This is a genomic window from Dokdonella ginsengisoli, assembly GCF_042652785.1.
GTDB lineage: Bacteria > Pseudomonadota > Gammaproteobacteria > Xanthomonadales > Rhodanobacteraceae > Dokdonella_A > Dokdonella_A ginsengisoli.
Genome location: NZ_JBHSHD010000006.1, coordinates 180936 through 200689 on the forward strand (window position 1 = coordinate 180936; position 19754 = coordinate 200689).

The following is a 19754-nucleotide window of genomic DNA, read 5'->3' on the forward strand; positions in this document are numbered from 1 at the left end:
GATTCCCTTCCAAATAACCCCTTCCGCAATGGTAGGCGGAATTCGTCCTCGTCGCAGCATTCGTCCTAGCGATTGGTCAGCTGGATCTCGATGCGCCGGTTCTTCGCGTACGCCTCCGGCGTGTCCGCGTTGTCGATCGGCTGGAACGAGCCGAAGCCGTTGGCCGAGACGCGATGCGCGGGGATGCCCTGCACGACGAGGTACTTCACGATCGCCACCGCGCGCGCGCTGGACAGCTCCCAGTTCGACGGGAACTGCGCGGTGTGGATCGGGCGCTTGTCGGTGTGGCCGTCGATGCGCAGCACCCAGTCGATGCCGGACGGGATCTCGGCGGCGACTTCCTTGACGGTCTGCGCCAGCGTCGCGAGGCGTTCCTGCGCTTCGGGGCCGAGTTCGGCCGAAGCGCTGTCGAACAGGATGTCGGTGGGTAGCACGAAGCGGTCGCCGACGATGCGCACGTCGCTGCGCTCGCCGAGCGCGGCGCGCAGCTTGCCGAAGAATTCCGAACGGTAGCGTTCCAGTTCGCCGACGCGGTTGGCCAGCGCGACGTTGAGCTGCTTGCCGAGGTCGGCGATCTTCGCGTCCTTCGCCTTGGCGTCCTTGTCGGCGATGTCGAGCGCGGCCTGGATCTTGCCGAGCTGCTCGTTCAGCGCGGCGAGCTGGCGGTTGAGCAGTTCCACCTGCGCGCTCGCGGCCGAGGTCAGCTCGGTCTGCTTGACGAGGTCGTCCTTGGAGGAATCCAGCTGCGCGGCCATGCTCGCGATCTGCGCCTCCAGCTGCTGCTTGAGCGCGGTCAGCGCGGCGACGTCGGCGTTGAGCTTGGCCGCTTCGCCGCTCGCCGCGTCGCGTTCGCCGCTGATCGTGCCGAGCGAGGCGGCCAGTTCCTTCGCGCGCGCGTCGAGCGCGAGTTTTTGTTCCTCCGACAGCGACAGCGTCTTCGCCAGCTCGGCGACCTTCGCGTTCAGCGCGTCGAGCGCGCGGTTCTTGCCGGCCAGCGTGTCGCTCAGCGCGAACTGGCCGATCGCGAAGATCAGCAGCACGAAGATCATGACCATGATCAGCGAGGTCAGCGCGTCGACGAAGCCGGGCCAGATGTCGAATGCGCGGCGCCGCCGCACGAAGCTGCTCATCGGCGCGGCTCGCGCTCGGCGACCATGCGTTCGCCGGCGGCGGGCGCCGCACGCGCGCGCTGGCCGTCCAGCGCGGCGGCGATCGTGCGCGAGAGCAGGCGCAGCTCGGCGCGCAGTTCGTCGGAAAGCTGGGCCGGAGACTGGTTCTGCGCGGCCAGCTGGCGCAGCACGTTCTTCAGCTCGTCCTGCGTTTCCGCGGCGGCGTGGCGCTCGCGCGCATCGCGGCCGAGCAGGTCGGCGAGGCGGCCGAGCTGCGCACCGAGTTCGCCCAGCTGCTGGTTGGTGCCGTGGCGCTCGCGCTCCGACTCGACCACCGCGCGCTGCATGCGGTCGAGGCCGTCGGCGGTCTGCTCCAGCAGCGCCTGCACGTAGGCCGGCACGGAGGCGTCGCCCTCGAAGCTCGAACCGGACGACAGCCGCGTCATGCCCGACAGCCATTCCTCCAGCTCGTTGTAGAAGCGGTTCTGCGCGTGTCCGGCCTGCAGGTCGAGGAAGCCGATCACCAGCGAGCTGGCCAGGCCGAACAGCGAGGTCGAGAAGCTCGTCGACATGCCGCCGAGCGGTTCCTTCAGGTTGTCCTTCAGCGCGCCGAACATGGTCACCGCGTCGTTGCCGACGTTCAGCGTGCCGATGATGTCGGACACCGAGCGGATCGTGACGAGCAGTCCCCAGAACGTGCCGAGCAGGCCGAGGAAGATCGCAAGGCCGATCAGGTAGCGCGACAGGTCGCGCGATTCCTCCAGCCGCAACTGCACGCTGTCGAGGATGGTGCGCATCGACGGCGCCGACAGCGCGGCGCGGCCGCGGTCGCGCCCGTCGAGCATGCGCGCCATCGGCGCCAGCAGGCGCGGCTTGCCCGGCGCGCGCTGGTCGGGGTTGGAGCGCTTGAACGCCTCGATCCAGGCGACCTCGCGCGAGAGCACGAAGATCTGGCGCAGGTTCACCACGACGCCGGCGGCGAGCACGGCGAGGATCACGCCGTTGAAGAACGGATTGGCGGCGAAGATCGCGCCGAGCCGTGTCGCCAGCAGCGCGGCGAGCACGGCGACCGCGAACAGGAAGGCGAGCATCCAGGGAAGTACGCGTTGCGGGTTGCTCATGCGGAAAAGCCTTTTCGAGGGGTCTGCGACGTGAGATGCAACAGGGTTGCGACCGGTTGCCGGGCGGTTAGGTTCCCACGCGCACGTGTCAGCTGTCTTCGGCGTTCGGCGTATTTCCTGTCGAACATGAAGCTGCGGCGAGCCGCGTCTCTCTGCGAAGGACGCCCGCCGCGGCGCCCACCCGAGGAGGAAACGGCAATGTGGATAGGTGCGATTCGACTGACAGTGCACACCAAGGACGCGCGCGACGCCGGGACTGACAGTCTGGTCCAGGCGCGCGTGCTCAGGAACGGCGACGAGCTGCGGGTGCTCAACCTGGACTATCCGAGCGAGGACGATCTCGAACGCGGCGCGATCCGCAACTACGACTACTCCGGCCCGACGCGGCTGCCGCGCCGCAACGACCGCACGCCGGAACTGCCGCCGGGCATCGGCCAGAACCCGATGCCGTATCCCGGCTACGGTTTCGAGTTCTCCCACGGCATGAACGGCCATCTGACGCTGCAGCTGCACATCCGCGGCGACGACATGTGGATCAAGGACAACGTCGACCTGTACGTGCGGCAGATCCGCCTGCGCGCGACCAGCTTCGACACGCTCGCCTGGCAGGAGGATTCCGACTGGAACTACGTGGCCAGCTGGACCCGCGACGTGGCGATGAGCACGGATTCGGACGAAGGCGCCACGCGGTGGAACCTGGTGCTGACGTAGAGGCGCAGCGGTATCTCCCGCTCCCGCTTGCGGGAGAGGGCAGGGTGGGGGCAAGCGGACGCGAGGCTTCGATCACCGCCGCGGCTTGGCCCGATGCGTCGGCGTCGCGGTCCACGGATCGTCGGGCCACGGATGCTTCGGATAGCGCCCCTTCAGCTCCTTCTTCACCTCCGGATAGGTGCGTTCCCAGAAGCTGCGCAGGTCCTGCGTCACCTGCACCGGCTTGCCGCCGGGCGACAGCAGGTGCAGGGTCAGCGGCACGCGGCCGTCGGCGATGCGCGGCGTGTCGGCGAGACCGAACAGTTCCTGCAGCTTGACCGCCAGCACCGGCGGCGCGTCGGCCGCGTAGGCGATGCGCCGCTCGAGTCCGCTCGGCACGCCGATCGCGACCGGTGCCTGCGCGTCGAGCGCGCGGCGCTGCTCGTAGTCGAGCCGCGAGGACAGCGCCTCGGAAACCTCCGCGGCCTGCACGGCGTCCAGGCGCCGCTTGCCGTTGAGGTACGGCGCCAGCCAGTGCTCCAGGTCGCGCAGCAGCGCGGCATCGGAAAAGTCCGGCAGCTCCAGCTCCGGTGACCAGCCGCGCAGCGACTGCACGCGCAGCCGCAGTTCGCGCGCGTGCTCGGTCCACGGCAGCACGTCCAGGCCGAGTTCGCGGATCGCCGCGAGCAGCGCCGGCAGTGCGTCTTCCGGCGCGGCCGGCACGACACGGCGTTCGAGCACGATGGCGTCGAAGCGCAGTTCCTCGAAGGCCTCCACCGCGCGCGTGTCGCGATTCCAGCGCACGCGGCGCTCGCGCCGGTGGCGCTGCGGGAAATCGCGCGCGAGCCGCTGCGGATCGAACGGCGCGGCGGCGTAGATCAGGCTGTCGCGCGCTTCGTGGCGCAGGTCGACGACGACCAGCCACGGCTCGCCGTACAGGGCGCTGGCGTCGCCGAGCCGCGCGCCGCGGCCGTTGGCGAGCTGATAGCGGCGCGGATCGTTCGCGTCCTGGCGCGCGAGGCGATCGGGAAAGGCGTGCATCAGCAGGTCGCCCACCGCCGTGCTCTCGCGGTGCGCCGGGTCGCCGCCGCGTCGAGTGTCGCGGTCGGTCGCGGGCGTGCGGCCGGCGAGGCGGCGTCGCCAGGCATCGGCCGCCTGGCCGATCGCCGCCAGCGCGGCGGGTTCGGCGCCGAGCGCGCGCGCGCCGGCGGTGTCGCGTTCGCGCCAGGCATGCAATGCCTGCACGCGCAGGCGGAAATCGTCGCTGCGCATCGACTCGCCGCGCAGCGGATTGCGCGCCTCGATCAGCGCGACCAGCTCGCAGGCGAGTGGCTGCATCGGCGGCTCGGCGCGCAGCACGGCGGCAGCCAGGCGCGGCTGCGCGCCGAGCGTGAGTACGCGGCGGCCGAAGTCGCCCAGGCGTCCGTCGTCGTCGAGCGCGCCGAGCGCGCGCAGCAGGTCGCGCGCCTGCGCCAGCGCGCCGGGCGGCGGCGCATCGAGCCAGCGCAGCGCATCCGAACCCCAGGCGGCGAGTTCGAGGGCGAGCTGCGACAGTTCCACCTGGGCGATTTCCGGCGTGCGCGCCGGCTCCAGGCGCCGGCTCTGCGGCCACAGCCGGTAGCAGGCGCCGGGGCCGAGGCGGCCGGCACGGCCGGCGCGCTGGTCGGCGGACGCCTGCGAGACGGCGACCGTGTCGAGCCGCGTGAAGCCCGAGTTCGGATCGAAGCGCGGTTCGCGTGCGAGGCCGAGGTCGACGACCGCGCGCACGCCGGGCAGGGTCAGGCTCGATTCGGCGACGTTCGTGGCGAGCACGACGCGGCGCCGGCCCGCACTCGCCGGGGCGAGCGCGGCGTGCTGCTCGGCCAGCGACAGCTCGCCGTGCAGCGTGACGAGATCGACGGCGGCGTGCACCGCGCCAAGGTCGTCGCCGGCGGCGATTGCCGCGCGCGCCTGCTCGATCTCGCGCCGGCCCGGCAGGAACGCGAGCACGTCTCCTTCGCTCTCGGCCAGCGCCTGCGCGACCGCGCGACGCAGGTGGAACGGCCAGCCGCGTTCGGGAAACGCCTCGCCGGCGCGCGCGGGCGGATGCGCCAGGCGCACCGGGAAGCTGCGTCCCTCGCTGGCCAGCTGCGGCGCGTCGAACCAGCGCGCGACGCGCTCGCCGTCGAGCGTCGCCGACATCACGACCAGGCGCAGGTCCGGCCGCAGGTTCGCCTGCACGTCGAGCGCGAGCGCGGCGCCGAGGTCGCCGTGCAGGTGGCGCTCGTGGAATTCGTCGAACAGGATCGCGCCGATGCCGGCCAGCTCCGGGTCGTCCTGGATCAGCCGCGTGAGGATGCCCTCGGTGACGACCTCGATGCGCGTCGCGGCCGATACGCGGGATTCGAAGCGGATGCGGTAGCCGACCGTCTCGCCGACGCGCTCGCCGCGCTGCGCCGCCATGAACTCGGCGGCGGCGCGAGCGGCGATGCGGCGCGGCTCGAGCATCAGGATCCGGCGTCCGCCCAGCCAGTCCTCGCCGAGCAGGGCCGGCGGCACGCGCGTGGTCTTGCCGGCGCCGGGCGGCGCCTCCAGCACGAGCCGGGCGTGTTCGCGCAGCGTAGCCAGCAGGCGCGGCAGCAGGGCGTCGATCGGGAAAGCGGGCGGAGTCATCGCGCTATCGTAGCGGGCTCCGCAAAAGGAAACGGCGCGGCCGTGCGAACGGCCGCGCCGCGTTTCCTCGGGCGCCGCGATTTATTCGCAGAGCATGCCGTTCGCGCTGAACAGGCGGTCGTAGGCGATGACGCCTTCGAAGCTCGGTACCGGCGCGGCGAGGTCCGCATTGGGCGTGTAGGTCACTTCGAGCAGGTTGCAGTTCTTCATCTGGAACGTGGCCTTGCCCCACGGACGGGTGGCGAGGTCGGCGTCCAGGTAGTACGCATCGAGCGTGAGGCTGGTCGTGCCGACTGCGAACGGCGCATTGCCGACCAGCCAGAACGGATTGCCGTCGAGATCCTTCAGCAGCAGGTCGTAGACGAGCTGGCGCGTCATCGCGCCGTCGGCGTTGTACTGCTCGGCGACCTGCACGAGCAGGCCGTGGTTCGGATCCAGGCTGGTCCACTGCGCGGCCGCGTAGCCGTCCAGCGGCATCGGCACTGTCGGGTAGGTGTCCGCCGTCGGCGTGTAGGCCGGGATGTCGAAGTCGACGACCTGCGCGCCGTTGTAGCGCGGGTTGACGCGCAGCTTGAACGCGTTGTTGAGGAAGTAGTACCCGGCGTTGGGGACCGGCGAATTCTCCAGCACGTACGTCTCGCTATTGGCGAAGAACGTGCCGGGCAGGATTTCCGCCGACAGCGTGTTCGGCTCGCTGGTCAGGCGCGGATAGCTGGCCGGGGTGTCGAACGCGATCGAGCCCTGCGCGATGCTCACCAAGGGCAGCGATACGACCTGGTTGGCGAGATCGGCGGTGCGGTCGATGCGCAGCAGGGTCATCGAGTTGGGCGTTCCATTCGGGCTGTAGCGCGTCGGAAGGCCGCTGCTGCTGCACGAGAGGCGCCAGACCGTGACCTTGACGGTTTCGGTGACGTATTGGGTTTCATTGGCGGCGAGCAGGGTCACGTCCTTGCTGTAGACGGGGCCGCTCGGCTTGTCCGGCAGCGCGTTCGCGGCGCAGCTCGGCGGATAGGCGCGCAGTTTGTTGGCCTGCGGCGTGCCGGGTCGTTCGTTGTTGCCCGTCACCTTCGTGTTCGCCAAACGCGAACGCTGCCACTGCTCCATGTCGGCCCTGTACGCGGCGACCACGTCGGCCGACAGCGTCTGGCCGTCGGCGGCGAAACCCGGCGCCGACACGGCGCTGCAGGCGAAAGCGAAGGTCAGGCTCAACCACTTCTTCATCATGAAACCCCTTGCAAAGTGAACACGCGGACTGTACGCGGATTTGCGCGGAAAGGCGTACGCCGAGCCTCCAGACGTGGCTCGGCGTCCGGTCGTCGCAGGCCGCGCGGAGCGTCGTCCGCAGTGCGCCGCCGCGCTATTCGCAGAGCATGCCGTTGGCGCTAAACAGGCGCGTGTAGGGGCGCGTGCCCTCGAAGCTCGGCACCGGCGCGACCAGGCCGGCGTTCGGCGCGAAGGTGACGTCGAGGCGGTTGCAGTTGTGCAGGCGGAACGTCGCCTTGCCCCAGGCCGGCTTGTCCTCGCCGTTGCCGAGGTAGTACGCGCCGACCTCGATTTCCTTGGCGCCGAGCGGGAACACCGCGTTGCCGACCAGCCAGAACGGATTGCCGTCCAGGTCGCGCACGAGCAGGTCGAACACGAGCTGGCGCGTCATCGCGCCGCCGCCGTCGTACTGCTCGGCGATCTGCACGAGCAGGCCGTCGTCGGTGTCGAGGTTGATCCACTGCGCCGCGGCGTAGCCGTCGAGGAACAGCGGGCCGTTCGCGTCCGGGTAGGTGCCCTGCGTCGGCGCGTAGGCCGGCACGTCGAATTCCGCGGTCGGGTAGTTGGCGACGTCGGTGTCCTGCGGGTCGACCAGCAGCTTGAACGCCTGGTTGAACTGGTGGTTGTAGTCCTCGCCGAACGGGAAGTTCTCCAGCACGTAGGTGGTGCTGTAGATGATCGGGCTGTCGAACGGCGCCTCGGAGATCACCGTGTTCGGTTCCGCCGCGACGCGCACCAGGCTCGCCGCGTCGTCGTAGCCGATGCCGGCCTGCTGGGTCTGCACCAGGGGCATCGTCGGGATGCGGTCAGTGGCACCCTCGTTGGCGGCGCTGCGGTCGAAGCGCAGCAGGGTCATCGAGTTCGATCCCTGCCCGGTCGCGTTGTACGGCGTCTTCGAATTCCCGCTGCTGCAGGCGATGCGCCACAGCGTGACCTTGACCGTTTCGGGCGTGGTGCGGCCGTTGGCGTCCTTGGTGTACAGCGGCAGGTCCTGGCTCAGGACCACGCCGTTGCTGCCGCTGGCGTCGGGCAGCGGATCGGCCGCGCAGCTGGGCGGGTAGGCGCGATAGGGGTTGGCCTGCGGCGTGCCCGGCGTGAGAGAGATGCCCATCGCCTTCAGGCCGGCGGTCTTCGCCTGCGCCTGCCGCACCTGGGCGGCGGCCGCGGTTTCCAGCCGCTGCTGCCGGCTCGCCGCCGGAACCTGCTGGACGGAAACACCGCCCGCGGCGAACGCCGCTCCGGCCGCCGTGGCGGCGGCGATCGCGAGCGTGAGTGAAGAAAATGGGTTCATCGCAAGTCCCCTTCGCTGGGTTTCATGGATCCGTTTCGGCCGGCGTGCGTAGGCGCCGGCGCACCTTCGCCGCATAATCGCGCGTTTGAACGGTGGAGTGAAGTGCGCATGCGGCTGGTCGACATCGGTGCGAACCTGACTCACGAATCCTTCCGCGCCGACTTCGACGCGGTGCTCGAGCGCGCCCGCGCGCACGGCGTCGAACGCCTCGTCGTGACCGGCGCCAGCGCCGGCGGCAGCCGCGCCGCGCGCGAGCTGGCGCGCGCGCATCCGGGCCTGCTGTACGCCACCGCCGGCGTGCATCCGCATCACGCGCACGAGTACGACGACGCCACCGACGCGCTGCTGCGCGAGCTGGCCGCCGCGCCGGAGGTGAAGGCGGTCGGCGAGACCGGGCTGGACTACTACCGCAACTACTCGCCGCACGCGGCGCAGATCGCCGCGTTCGAGCGCCAGCTCGCCATCGCCGTCGACAGCGGCAAGCCGCTGTTCCTGCACCAGCGCGACGCGCACGCGGATTTCCTCGCCTGCCTGGACCCGGTGCGCGACCGCATCGGCCGCGTCGTCGTGCACTGCTTCACCGGCGAGCGCGAGGAGTTGACCGCCTACCTCGACCGCGGCTGGTACATCGGCATCACCGGCTGGATCTGCGACGAGCGCCGCGGCCTGCACCTGCGCGAGCTGGTGAAGCACATTCCCGCCGACCGCCTGATGATCGAGACCGACGCGCCGTACCTCCTGCCGCGCGACCTGCACCCCAAGCCCTCGCACCGGCGCAACGAGCCGATGTATCTGGCGCACATCTGCACCGCGGTCGCCGCGGCGCGCGGCGAGGATGTCGCGGAAACCGCGGCGCGGACGACGGCCAATGCGGTGGCTTTCTTCGGGCTCGGCTAGCGCTCGCGTGCGCCAACCGGTGGCAGGAAATTGTCCGCGCGTGGGGGGCGTTCGCGGACGATCGGCGGCAGCGGACGCTGTCTGTGCGGCCGCGGTTGAACCGGGTCGGAGGGGATCGGCAAGGCGGCCAAGCCGATGCGCGGCTGTGCGCCGATGGTCTGGAACTGGCCACCGACGTAGAGGTGGCCCTTTCCATCCAATTCCAGGGCATTGATCGCCCCGCCGTCGATGGCAGGACTCCACTGCGTGCCCGATGAGGGGTCTGCAGTGCCGGAGTATCTCGTCAGGTGGGCTCCGCTGGACGAGGACCATCCGCCCGCGTAGACCGCGCCGCCCGGGCCGACGATCAATGCGTACGCGTAGCTGGGCTCGTCGTCGGCGTTTTCGGGCCCGTCCCAGCGATCGAGCACCAGGCCTGCCGGCGATATTTTCTCGACGGACCAGCGAGACGAGTAGCCCTCCCACGTAGAGGCGTATCGGCCACCTCCGATGTAAATCGTGTCGTCCGGTGCCACGGCGATGGCGGAGACTTCGTTCGAGACGATCGGCGGCTGCCAGGACGCGTCGACCGCGCCGGAAGACGCCGAGAACTTCGTCAGCCCATGATGGTTCAGAGGATCGGCGAGGGCTGCGCCGCCGACATAGTAGGCTGTGAGGGAACGGTCCAAGGCGACGGCCTGCACCCAGTAGTCCACGAAGGCGTTCCAGGTCGTGTCCAGCGAGCCGTCGGACATCGAAAGCCGGGCGATGTTCCGTCGCGAGACTCCGTCAACCCGGGAGAACAGTCCGCCGACGACAAGCGTGCTTCCGCGCGGGTCCAGCGCGATGGTGCCGACGCTGCCTTCGGGGATGGGATTGCTCCAAAGCGGATCGCGCTGGCCCGAGCCGGAGCCGGCGAACTTGATCACGGCGCCGGTCGCTCCCGCTCTCGCTGCGGTGCCGGCATAGACGGCATTGTCCGCATCCACGGCGAGCGCCATTGCTCGCTCCGGAAGCGAGGGTATCCAATCCGGATCGACATTTCCGTCCGGCGCAATGCGAAAGATGTTCTGGCGTGCGAACGTGCCGGCGCGTGAGAACAAGCCTCCCACGATCGTTCCGCCGTTCGGCTGATGGGCAATGGCTTCGACCCATCCCGGCGACTGGGCCTCGACGGTGGCCTTCGGGCTGCCGTCCACGGGCGACAGGCGATCAAGGCCAAATGTCGGCGGATTCCCGATTGGCTGAAAATTTCCGCCTGAATACAGGTCTCCGTTCATGCCGATCGCCAGGGCGGCGGGGTACTTCCCGGTGTGCGATGTCCAGTCCACGACGACCGCGCCGGACGACATCGTGGATAGGCGGCTGACGCCCTGCTCGTGACCGACGTACAGCCCGCCGGCACCGTCGGCAACCAGGGCGGCCGTCGACCCTGTTATCGGTGAGGTCCAGCCGTCATCGATTTCCCCATCGCTTCCGTCCGGGAACCGAACCAGGGTGAGGAATGCTCCGGCCGCAGTCCCGAACGACCCGCTGGCATACAGTGAGCCTTCGGCATCGATCAGCAGCGCAGAAGCGGCACCGGTGATGAATCGAGGATTCCAGTCGGCAGCCGCCGCGCCGGCACCGTAAGTCGAAATCTTCTGGATGCAGAGCACGTCGCATAGGTTTTCCGTCGGAAAGCCGGGAGAGTTGTCCGGCGGGATTCGCGCGACGTACAGGCTTTCCGTGGGCCCTATCGCCAGCGCATTGACGGCGGTTTCGACCGACGGGGCCCATTGGGGGTCGACGGCTCCCGTGCCGTCCCCATCCAGTTTGGCGAGAAAGTCCCGCTGCAGTCCGCCGACGGAATGGAAGTTCCCTCCGGCAAACACGTTGCCGTGCGTGTCGACGACAAGAGACAGGACGGCCCCATCCGGGACGTCTTCCGTGCCGAAACCGGGGTTCCAGTACGCGTCCAGCGAACCGCGTCCCGTTCCCGACAATTTCGCGGCGAAGGCGCGAGGGTGTCCGTCGACGACCTTGAAGGATCCGCCGGCGTAGACGTCGCCGGCCGCGTCCACCGCAAGCGCGACGACTTCGCTGTCGGCCGAGGGATTCCAGTCCGGGTCTAGCGTGCCGTCTGGCTGGAGCCGCGCGAGATTCCGGCGGGGTATACCGTCGATCATCGTGAACGAGCCGCCGAGGATGAGGCCGCCATCGGGCTGGCGTGCGATCGCGGAAATCGTTCCCTGAAGCCCCACGGGCACGTTCGGCACGGGCAGAGGCGTCGGCGATTGCGCGATGGCGGGCGACGTCGCCAGCACCAGCAGGAATTTGGCGCAGCAGCGTAGGAAGTCCGCGCTCATCCGTGCCATTCGCCCGATCCCCGACTCTCCGCGTCGGCGGCTATCATACGTTGGGAGAGTGACTTCGGTGGCAGCCGCAGCCACGAGCAGGAGGGCGATCGGCTCAGGTCGAGAGCCGGGGCGGCCTGCGCACGCGTCAGCTGCGCAGACCGACGCCGCGCTGGAGCAGGACCATGCCGAGCACGCCGAGCGCGACGGCGAAGCCGAGCATGACCGCGAACGAGACGCCGAGCGGCACGTCGCTGATGCCGAGCAGGCCGTAGCGGAACGCATTGACCATGTAGAGGATCGGATTGACGTAGCTGATCTCGCGCCACGGGCTGCCGAGCTGGTCGACCGAGTAGAACACGCCGCCCAGGTACGTCAGCGGCGCCAGCACGAAGGTCGGCACCAGCGCGATGTCGTCGAACTTCTTCGCCCACACCGCGTTGGCGAAACCGGCCAGCGAGAACACGATCGAGGTCAGCAGGATCGTCGACAGCGTGATCCACGGGTGGTACAGGTGGATGCGCGTGAAGAACAGCGAGATCGCCAGCACGATCGCCGCGACCAGCAGGCCGCGCAGCACGGCGCCGCAGACGTAGCCGGCGAGGATCACCCACGGCGGCATCGGCGAGGCGAGCATTTCCTCGACGTGGCGGCCGAACTTCGCGCCGAAGAACGAGGACGAGATGTTGCCGTAGCTGTTGGTGATCACCGCCATCATGATCAGGCCCGGCACGATGTAGTCGATGTACTGGATGCCGGGCGCGATCTCGCCGATGCGGCTGCCGACCAGGCGGCCGAAGATGACGAAGTACAGCGTCATCGTGATCGCCGACGGCAGCAGGGTCTGCATCCAGATGCGCAGGATGCGCACCACCTCGCGGCGCGTGATCGTGAAGAAGGCGATCAGGTTCGGGGAAGAGGACATTTCTGGTTTTCCGGATTCGGGAAGTTCGCGCAGGACCCGCGGAGGTTCGTCGGTGGAGCGGCCGCCGTTCGGCACTTCGCGTTCCCTCACGCGGCCTGCGGGCCGCGTTCGACCGTGTCCGAGGCGGTCTTGCCGCTCTCGACGAGGCGCACGAACAGCTCCTCCAGGCGGTTGGCCTTGTTGCGCATCGAGCGCACCGTCACGCCGTGCGCGGAGAGCGCGGCGAACAGCGAGTTCAGGTCGTGCTCGCGCGACATCTCCGCTTCGAGCGTGACCTCGTCCACGCGCGTCAGCCTCACGCCGGCGACTTCCGGCAGGGCGGCGACCGGCTCGACCAGGTCGAGCACGAAGGTCTCCACGTCGAGCTTGCCCAGCAGCTGCTTCATCGACGTGTTCTCGATGATGCGGCCGTGGTCGATGATGGCGATGTTGCGGCAGAGCTGTTCGGCTTCCTCGAGATAGTGCGTGGTCAGGATCACCGTGGTGCCGGCGGCGTTGATGCCGCTGATGAACTTCCACATCGAGCGGCGGATCTCGATGTCCACGCCGGCGGTCGGCTCGTCGAGGATCAGCAGCTTCGGCTCGCTCATCATCGCCCGCGCGATCATCAGCCGGCGCTTCATGCCGCCGGACATCGCGCGCGCGGCGTCGAAGGCCTTGTCCCACAGCGCCAGCTGCTTGAGATACTTCTCGGCGCGTTCGGCGGCGACGCGGCGCGGGATGCCGTAGAAGCCGGCCGAATTGACGCAGATGTCGAACGGCTTCTCGAACAGGTTGAAGTTGAGCTCCTGCGGCACCAGGCCGATCAGGCGCATCGCCGCGCTGCGCTGCCGCAGCACCGACACGCCGAACACGCGCGCGTCGCCGCCGGTGGCGTTGACCAGTGAGGAAAGGATGCCGATCAGGGTCGACTTGCCGGCGCCGTTCGGGCCGAGCAGGGCGAAGAAGTCGCCGGGCTGCACGCTCAGCGAGACGCCCTTGAGCGCCTGCACGCCGTTCGGATAGGTCTTCTTCAGCTCGACGACGTCGAGTGCGGGGATGTTCGTCATGGGTTCCGGAGAGGGCGCACGGGGGAGAAACGCGGCCGCCTGCTAGTATACCGGGCTGTCCGTTGCCCCCAGTTGCCGCCTCGATGGAACATTTCAAGCTCCGCCTCGCCGCGAGCCACATGCTGGCCCCGTCCGTCCGCCATCTCGCCTTCGAGCGCGACGACGGCCAGCCGTTCGCCTTCGTGCCGGGGCAGTTCATCCAGGTGCACTTCCACTACGCCGACGGCAAGGCGACCAAGCGCAGCTATTCGGTCGGCACGGTCGGCGACGGCAGCGGCACGGTGCAGCGCGTCGAGATCGCGGTTTCCTACGTCGAGGGCGGCGCGGCCACGGCGCTGCTGTCGCAGCTGGACGAGGGCGACACGATCGACGCCAGCGGCCCCTTCGGCCGCTTCTGCCTGATGGATGCGGACACCAACCGCCGCTATCTGCTCGTCGCCACCGGCACCGGCGTCACGCCGTACCGCGCGATGCTGCCGCAGATCCGTGCGCTGACCGCCTCGCGCGGCTGCACGTTCGCGCTGGTCTACGGCGCGCGCAACGAACAGGAGCTGCTCTACGGCGACGAGTTCGAGGCGTTCGCGCGCGAGGTGCCGGGTTTCTCCTTCCATCCGTGCTTCAGCCGCACGCCGCGTGCGGTGCCGCGGCCGCACGACCGCAGCGGACGCGCCCAGGTCGCGCTGGGCGAGCTCGGCCCGAACGCCGAACACGACATCGCCTATCTGTGCGGCAATCCGAACATGGTCGACGAGACGTTCGCCATGCTGAAGGAGGCCGGCCTGCCGGTGCCGCACATCCGGCGCGAGAAGTACGTCTCCTCGCGCTGAGGCGGCGCGGTTTCGTTGGCACGGCCGTCTGGACGTCCAGACGGAAATTCGCGCCGCGCAATTCCCGCCAAGAAACGTGCCAACATTCGGCAATGCGCAACGCTTGACATACCGTTTTCGACTCGTTTAGGGTCGGCTCCATGTCGCATCGCAGCAGCCACCGTCCGATCGCCAACCGCCTCGCGGCGGCGGTGCTCGTTCGTGCCCTGCTCGTGCAGCGCGGCGCGCTCGTCCTTGTACTCGTACTCCTTATTACCAGCGGAGGTGCGGGTTAGGGCACGCGTCGAAGGCGAAACAGGCCGAAGACACCCGAAAACCCCGCACCCGGCGACGGATGCGGGGTTTTTTTATGAACTTTTTTGCGGTCCGTCCGGGATCGCGCGGCCCGCAAGGCCGCAAGGACACCAGGAAGCTCCGGCTTCGCAAGACCCCTCGGCGGCCGCCCCGGTCGCCTTTCTCACCAAGTTCGGGACCCAGATGAACGCTGAAAACACCACGACCGACAGCGAAGCCGACGTAGCCGAACGGCGCGTCCTGGTCTTCGACACGACCCTGCGCGACGGCGAGCAGTCGCCCGGCTTCTCGATGAGCCGCGCGCAGAAGCTGCGCATGGCGCACGCGCTGGAGGAGCTGGGCGTCGACGTCATCGAGGCGGGCTTCCCGATCGCCTCGGACGGCGACTTCGAATCGGTGCGCGCGATCGCCACCGAAGTCCGCCATGCGCGCATCTGCGGCCTGGCGCGCGCGCAGGTCAACGACATCGAGACCGCTGCGCGCGCGCTGCAGCCGGCCGCGCACGCGCGCATCCACATCTTCCTGGCGACCAGCCCGCTGCACCGCGAGCACAAGCTCGGCATGAGCAAGCAGCAGGTCGTCGACACGGCGGCCAGCGCGATCCGCCGCGCGTGCGAGCTGTGCGACGACGTCGAGTTCTCCGCCGAGGACGCGATCCGCACCGAGCCGGACTATCTCGCCGAGGTGTTCAGCGCCGCGATCCAGGCGGGTGCGCGCACGCTCAACACGCCCGACACCGTCGGCTACACCACGCCGGCCGAGATGTACGAGCGCATCGCCTACCTGCGCCGCCACGTGCGCGGCGTGGAGCAGGTGGTGCTGTCGGTGCACTGCCACGACGACCTCGGCATGTCGGTGGCCAACAGCCTGGCGGCGATCGCCGCCGGTGCCGGCCAGGCCGAATGCACCCTGCTCGGCATCGGCGAACGCGCCGGCAACGCCTCGCTGGAGGAGATCGTGATGGCGCTGCGCACGCGCCACGACCTCTACCGCGCGCGCACCGGCATCCGCACCGAGCGGCTGCAGCCGACCGCGCGCCTGCTCGCCAACCTGGTCGGCGCGACGATCCCGCGCAACAAGGCGATCGTCGGCGAGAACGCGTTCGCGCACGAATCGGGCATCCACCAGCACGGCGTGCTCAAGCATCGCGCGACCTACGAGATCATGCGGCCCGAGGACGTCGGCTGCGCGCGCTCCTCGCTCGTGCTCGGCAAGCACTCCGGCCGCCACGCGCTGCGCGATCGCCTGAAGACGCTCGGCTACACGCTCGACGAGGCCGCGTTCGAGGACGTCTTCGCGCGCTTCAAGGCACTGTGCGACCGCAAGAAGGAGGTCCACGACGGCGATCTCGAGGCGCTCGCGGTCGGCCGCGATCCCGAGGCGGCCGGTCCGTGGACGCTCGAGCACCTGCACGCGGCCAGCCATCTCGGCGGCAGCGCGTCCGCCTCGGTGCGCCTGCTCCACGAAGACGGCCGCCGCGTCAGCGAGGCGGCGATCGGCGACGGCCCGGTCGACGCGGTGCTGCGCTCGGTCGCACGCGCGGTCGGCTGCGACCTCGCCCTGCACGAATTCAGCATCCGCGCACTCGGCGAGGGCGGCGACGCGCAGGGCCAGGCCACGCTGAGCGCGCGCCACGAAAACCGCAATCTCACCGGTCGCGGCGTCTCCACCGACATCGTCGAGGCGGCCGCGCTGGCCGTGCTCGAGATCGTCAACCGCATCGAACACTCCACGCAGCGCGTCGCCACCGCACTGGCCGCCAACCACTGATCGACATCGGTCTGATCAACATCCGTCTGATCGACATCCGTCACGCAACCGAACGACAACCACGAAGGGTCGACGTCATGAACCACGCACCGCTGATCTGGCACAACGGAAGGCTCAAGCCCTGGGCGGAGGCGACCGTGCACGTCAGCGCGCACGCGCTGCACTACGGCTCCTCGGTGTTCGAGGGCGAGCGCGTCTACTCGACGCCGCGCGGGCCGTGCTACTTCCGGCTCGAGGACCACACGCGGCGCCTGTTCGAGTCCGCGCGCATGTACGAGATCGACATCGGCTACGGCGAGGACGAGATCAACGCGGCCTGCCTGGAGCTGATCCGCGCCAACGGCCTGGACAGCGCCTACGTGCGGCCAATCGTGTTCCGCGGCGCCGGCGGGCTCGGCGTGCTGCCGGCGGAGGGCTCGCCGGTGGACGTGTCGATCCTCGCGCTGAACTGGGGCGCCTACCACGGCGAGGCGCGCGAGCACGGCGCCGACGTGTGCGTGTCCTCGTGGAACCGCCCGGCGCCGAACACCTTCCCGAGCTGGGCCAAGGCCGGCGGCAACTACCTGTCGAGCCAGCTGATCGCCTTCGAGGCGCGGCGCGGCGGCTACGCCGAGGGCATTGCGCTCGGCACCAACGGCCTGCTCAGCGAAGGCGCCGGCGAGAACCTGTTCGTGTTGCGCAAGGGCCGGCTGCTGACGCCGCCGACCAGCGCCGGAATCCTCTCCGGCATCACGCGCGACAGCGTGATCGCGCTGGCCGGCGACCTCGGCATCGCCGTGGAGGAACGCGACCTGCCGCGCGAGGCGCTGTACGCCGCGGACGAGATCTTCATGACCGGAACGGCGGCCGAGATCACGCCGGTGCGCTCGGTCGACCGCAAGCCGGTCGCCGACGGCAAGCCCGGCCCGATCACGCGCGCGCTGCAGGACACCTTCTTCGGCCTGTTCGAGGGACGCACGCCGGACCGGCGCGGCTGGCTGACGCCGGTGCACGACGAGGCGCTGGCGAGGGCCGCGGCCTGAACCCTTTTCCTTCCCCCGCGAGGCGGGGGAAGGTGCCGACCGCGGGCGCAGGAGCGCCTGCGAACAGCGAAGCTGGCCCGAAGGGCGAGCGCCATGGATGGCGCGAGTCACGCGGATGGGGGGAAGCCGGAGTGAAGCACTCCGCTCCGACAACCCTCACCCTGCTCTCTCCCGCAAGCGGGAGAGGGAACGTCCGGCAGACGACGATTTACCCGATACGCCATCCATCTCACACACGCATTCGCTCATGACCACACCCCGCACGCTGTTCGAAAAGATCTGGGACGCGCACCTCGTCGCGCCGGAGTCGGCTTCCGCGCCGGCGGTCCTCTACGTCGACCTCCAGCTGCTCCACGAGGTCACCTCGCCGCAGGCGTTCGACGAGCTGCGCGCGCGCGGCCTGAAGGTGCGCCGGCCCGATCGCGTGCTCGCCACGCTCGACCATTCCACGCCGACCCTGCCGCCGGACGCGGCCGGCCGGCGGCCGTATGCGACCGCCGAAGCCGAGCAGCAGGTCGCCGCGCTGGAGCGCAACGCGCGCGAGTTCGGCATCGAGCTGCACGGCTGGGGCAGCGCGCACCGCGGCATCGTGCACGTGATCGGTCCCGAGCTCGGCGCGACCCGGCCGGGCATGACGATCGTCTGCGGCGACAGCCACACGTCCACGCACGGCGCGTTCGGCGCGCTCGCGTTCGGCATTGGCACCACCGAGGTCGGCCACGTGCTGGCGACGCAGTGCCTGCTGCAGAGAAAGCCGAAGACGCTGGCGATTCACGTCGAGGGCCGGCTGCGTCCCGGCGTCGGCGCGAAGGACCTGATCCTGCACGTGATCGGCCGCATCGGCGTCAACGGCGGCACCGGCTGCGTCGTCGAATATCGCGGCGACACGATCCAGGCGCTGTCGATGGAAGAGCGCATGACGGTGTGCAACATGTCGATCGAAGCCGGCGCGCGCGCCGGCCTGATCGCGCCGGACGAGACCACGTTCGCCTGGCTGAAAGGACGCGAACGCGCACCGCAAGGCGCCGACTGGGACCGTGCCGTGGCCTACTGGCGCACCTTGCGCAGCGACGAAGGCGCGCGCTACGACGCGCAAGTGCGCATCGACGCCGCGGCGATCGAGCCTTCGATCACCTACGGCACGCATCCGGGCATGGTCGCTCCGATCGGCGCGCGTGTGCCGGCGCCTGCCGGTGCGCAGGAGCGCCGTGCACTCGACTACATGCGGCTTGAGCCCGGCCAGGCGCTCGCCGGCACGCCGGTCGACGTCGTCTTCGTCGGCAGCTGCACGAACTCGCGCCTTCCGGACCTGCGCGAGGCCGCCTCGCTGCTGCGCGGCCGCCGCATCGCCGACGGCCTGCGCATGCTGGTCGTGCCGGGCTCCGAGCAGGTCAAGCTCGACGCCGAGCGCGAAGGCCTGCACGAGGTGTTCCGCGCCGCCGGCGCCGAATGGCGCGAGCCGGGCTGCTCGATGTGCCTGGGCATGAACGGCGACATCGGCCGGCCGGGGCAGCTGATCGTCAGTACCAGCAACCGCAACTTCGAGGGCCGGCAGGGGCCGGGCGTGCGCACGGTGCTGGCCAGCCCCCTGGTCGCCGCCGCGACCGCGCTGGCCGGCTGCATCGCCGACCCGCGCGACTACGCCGCGCAGGAGGCTGCATGAAACCCGCGCTGCTTCGTCTCCTGCCTTCGTCATTCCCGCGAACGCGGGAATCCCTTTTGATCCTGAGCGGCGCAGGAGCGGCGCAATGGAATTCCGCCTGCGCGGGAATGACGTCGGATCCGTCCGTGCTTGCGCGAGGAATCAACATGCGTCCGGAGGTTGCATGACACCGTTGGCCACCCTGCGTTCGCGCACCGTCGTGCTGCCGTTCGAGAACATCGACACCGACCGCATCGTGCCGGCGCGCTTCCTCACCACCACCCAGCGCTCCGGCCTCGGGCGCGTGCTGTTCAACGACTGGCGCTATCGCGAGGACGGCAGCGAGAACCCGGATTTCGCGCTGAACCGGCCGGAGGCCAGCGGCGCGCAGATCCTCGTCGCCGGCCGCAATTTCGGCTGCGGCTCCTCGCGCGAACACGCACCGTGGGCGCTGGCCGACTACGGCATCCGCGCGGTGCTGTCCAGCGAGATCGCCGACATCTTCCGCAGCAACGCGCTGAAGAACGGCGTGCTCGCGATCGTGCTGAGCGAGGCGGAGCACCGCTGGCTGCTCGACCATCCGGGCATCGAGCTGGCGATCGACGTCGCCGCCGGAACGATCGAACTGCCCGACGGCGGCCGCTTCGGCTTCGAGCTCGACGCGTTCGCGCGGCACTGCCTGATCGAAGGCGTCGACCAGCTCGGCTTCCTGCTCAAGCACGCGGACGCGATCGCGGCGTTCGAGCGTGCGCGCGAAGCGGCGTAGTCGACTGCTGCATGAGGACCCGGCGCATACAAGAAGGAATCCTCTCAGAGGCGCGGAGAACGCAGAGGAGACGTATTTCTCCGCGTTCCCTGCGCGTCTGCGAGAGAGCTCTTTCACTCGC

Annotated in this window: 15 protein-coding genes; 7 read left to right on the forward strand and 8 right to left on the reverse strand. The window is 69.6% G+C overall.

Features of this window, described 5'->3' with window-relative positions:
* Positions 1 to 65: 65 nt before the first annotated feature.
* Both ACFO6Q_RS06850 and ACFO6Q_RS06855 read right to left on the reverse strand, forming a co-directional pair.
* The gene (locus ACFO6Q_RS06850; protein WP_380019851.1) at positions 66 to 1130 is read right to left on the reverse strand and encodes a peptidoglycan -binding protein; all 1065 of its coding nucleotides are present in this window, start codon (positions 1128 to 1130) and stop codon (positions 66 to 68) included.
* The gene (locus ACFO6Q_RS06855) at positions 1127 to 2230 is read right to left on the reverse strand and encodes a flagellar motor protein MotA (protein WP_380019852.1); all 1104 of its coding nucleotides are present in this window, start codon (positions 2228 to 2230) and stop codon (positions 1127 to 1129) included. Before ACFO6Q_RS06855 ends, ACFO6Q_RS06850 begins: the two co-directional genes overlap by 4 nt.
* Positions 2231 to 2455: 225 nt before the next feature.
* On the opposite strand from ACFO6Q_RS06855, the gene ACFO6Q_RS06860 reads away from it, so the two are divergent.
* Positions 2456 to 2941, forward strand: coding sequence for a hypothetical protein (locus ACFO6Q_RS06860; protein ID WP_380019853.1), 486 nt, complete (start codon positions 2456 to 2458; stop codon positions 2939 to 2941).
* A gap of 72 nt (positions 2942 to 3013) precedes the next feature.
* Here the strand turns inward: ACFO6Q_RS06860 and hrpB are convergent, their stop codons facing one another.
* From hrpB to ACFO6Q_RS06875, 3 genes are all read right to left on the reverse strand, one after another.
* Positions 3014 to 5572, reverse strand: a complete 2559-nt coding sequence (gene hrpB, locus ACFO6Q_RS06865; RefSeq protein ID WP_380019854.1) for an ATP-dependent helicase HrpB — start codon at positions 5570 to 5572, stop codon at positions 3014 to 3016.
* A gap of 81 nt (positions 5573 to 5653) precedes the next feature.
* The gene (locus ACFO6Q_RS06870) at positions 5654 to 6793 is read right to left on the reverse strand and encodes a hypothetical protein (RefSeq protein WP_380019855.1); all 1140 of its coding nucleotides are present in this window, start codon (positions 6791 to 6793) and stop codon (positions 5654 to 5656) included.
* A 136-nt stretch (positions 6794 to 6929) separates the two neighbouring features.
* Positions 6930 to 8126, reverse strand: a complete 1197-nt coding sequence (locus ACFO6Q_RS06875) for a hypothetical protein (protein ID WP_380019857.1) — start codon at positions 8124 to 8126, stop codon at positions 6930 to 6932.
* A 108-nt stretch (positions 8127 to 8234) separates the two neighbouring features.
* Between ACFO6Q_RS06875 and ACFO6Q_RS06880 the strand changes: the two genes are divergently transcribed.
* Positions 8235 to 9023: a TatD family hydrolase gene (locus tag ACFO6Q_RS06880; protein WP_380019858.1), complete on the forward strand. Its 789-nt coding sequence runs from the start codon at positions 8235 to 8237 to the stop codon at positions 9021 to 9023.
* Here ACFO6Q_RS06880 and ACFO6Q_RS06885 read toward each other — a convergent pair.
* From ACFO6Q_RS06885 to ACFO6Q_RS06895, 3 genes are all read right to left on the reverse strand, one after another.
* Positions 9020 to 11350, reverse strand: a complete 2331-nt coding sequence (locus ACFO6Q_RS06885; RefSeq protein ID WP_380019860.1) for a delta-60 repeat domain-containing protein — start codon at positions 11348 to 11350, stop codon at positions 9020 to 9022. The two genes, ACFO6Q_RS06880 and ACFO6Q_RS06885, sit on opposite strands and share 4 nt — an antisense overlap.
* Before the next feature lie 136 nt (positions 11351 to 11486).
* The gene (locus ACFO6Q_RS06890) at positions 11487 to 12263 is read right to left on the reverse strand and encodes an ABC transporter permease (protein WP_380019861.1); all 777 of its coding nucleotides are present in this window, start codon (positions 12261 to 12263) and stop codon (positions 11487 to 11489) included.
* Between the two features lie 86 nt (positions 12264 to 12349).
* Complete coding sequence (locus tag ACFO6Q_RS06895; protein ID WP_380019862.1) at positions 12350 to 13312, reverse strand: ATP-binding cassette domain-containing protein; 963 nt, start codon at positions 13310 to 13312, stop codon at positions 12350 to 12352.
* 83 nt (positions 13313 to 13395) lie between these two features.
* Between ACFO6Q_RS06895 and ACFO6Q_RS06900 the strand changes: the two genes are divergently transcribed.
* The 5 genes from ACFO6Q_RS06900 (at position 13396) to leuD (ending at position 19633) form a co-directional block, all read left to right on the forward strand.
* The gene (locus ACFO6Q_RS06900; protein WP_380019863.1) at positions 13396 to 14139 is read left to right on the forward strand and encodes an FAD-binding oxidoreductase; all 744 of its coding nucleotides are present in this window, start codon (positions 13396 to 13398) and stop codon (positions 14137 to 14139) included.
* A gap of 477 nt (positions 14140 to 14616) precedes the next feature.
* Positions 14617 to 16203: a 2-isopropylmalate synthase gene (locus tag ACFO6Q_RS06905; protein ID WP_380019864.1), complete on the forward strand. Its 1587-nt coding sequence runs from the start codon at positions 14617 to 14619 to the stop codon at positions 16201 to 16203.
* Positions 16204 to 16280: 77 nt separating this feature from the next.
* Positions 16281 to 17225: a branched-chain amino acid transaminase gene (locus ACFO6Q_RS06910; protein ID WP_380019865.1), complete on the forward strand. Its 945-nt coding sequence runs from the start codon at positions 16281 to 16283 to the stop codon at positions 17223 to 17225.
* 247 nt (positions 17226 to 17472) lie between these two features.
* On the forward strand, positions 17473 to 18888 hold the full coding sequence (leuC, locus tag ACFO6Q_RS06915) for a 3-isopropylmalate dehydratase large subunit (protein WP_380019866.1): 1416 nt from the start codon (positions 17473 to 17475) through the stop codon (positions 18886 to 18888).
* 163 nt (positions 18889 to 19051) lie between these two features.
* Positions 19052 to 19633 carry a 3-isopropylmalate dehydratase small subunit gene (leuD, locus tag ACFO6Q_RS06920; RefSeq protein WP_380019867.1) on the forward strand — a complete coding sequence of 194 codons (582 nt, stop codon included), beginning with the start codon at positions 19052 to 19054 and terminating at the stop codon, positions 19631 to 19633.
* Positions 19634 to 19754: the final 121 nt, after the last annotated feature.

Bases quoted from the DNA above. Each gene is read 5' to 3' on its own strand.
- ACFO6Q_RS06870 (WP_380019855.1), bottom strand. From the start codon at position 6,793: ATGAAGAAGTGGTTGAGCCTGACCTTCGCTTTCGCCTGCAGCGCCGTG.
- ACFO6Q_RS06890 (WP_380019861.1), bottom strand. From the start codon at position 12,263: ATGTCCTCTTCCCCGAACCTGATCGCCTTCTTCACGATCACGCGCCGC.
- ACFO6Q_RS06880 (WP_380019858.1), top strand. From the start codon at position 8,235: ATGCGGCTGGTCGACATCGGTGCGAACCTGACTCACGAATCCTTCCGC.
- ACFO6Q_RS06885 (WP_380019860.1), bottom strand. From the start codon at position 11,350: ATGAGCGCGGACTTCCTACGCTGCTGCGCCAAATTCCTGCTGGTGCTG.
- hrpB (WP_380019854.1), bottom strand. From the start codon at position 5,572: ATGACTCCGCCCGCTTTCCCGATCGACGCCCTGCTGCCGCGCCTGCTG.
- ACFO6Q_RS06900 (WP_380019863.1), top strand. From the start codon at position 13,396: ATGGAACATTTCAAGCTCCGCCTCGCCGCGAGCCACATGCTGGCCCCG.
- ACFO6Q_RS06855 (WP_380019852.1), bottom strand. From the start codon at position 2,230: ATGAGCAACCCGCAACGCGTACTTCCCTGGATGCTCGCCTTCCTGTTC.
- ACFO6Q_RS06850 (WP_380019851.1), bottom strand. From the start codon at position 1,130: ATGAGCAGCTTCGTGCGGCGGCGCCGCGCATTCGACATCTGGCCCGGC.
- ACFO6Q_RS06895 (WP_380019862.1), bottom strand. From the start codon at position 13,312: ATGACGAACATCCCCGCACTCGACGTCGTCGAGCTGAAGAAGACCTAT.
- ACFO6Q_RS06875 (WP_380019857.1), bottom strand. From the start codon at position 8,126: ATGAACCCATTTTCTTCACTCACGCTCGCGATCGCCGCCGCCACGGCG.
- leuC (WP_380019866.1), top strand. From the start codon at position 17,473: ATGACCACACCCCGCACGCTGTTCGAAAAGATCTGGGACGCGCACCTC.
- leuD (WP_380019867.1), top strand. From the start codon at position 19,052: ATGACACCGTTGGCCACCCTGCGTTCGCGCACCGTCGTGCTGCCGTTC.
- ACFO6Q_RS06905 (WP_380019864.1), top strand. From the start codon at position 14,617: ATGAACGCTGAAAACACCACGACCGACAGCGAAGCCGACGTAGCCGAA.
- ACFO6Q_RS06910 (WP_380019865.1), top strand. From the start codon at position 16,281: ATGAACCACGCACCGCTGATCTGGCACAACGGAAGGCTCAAGCCCTGG.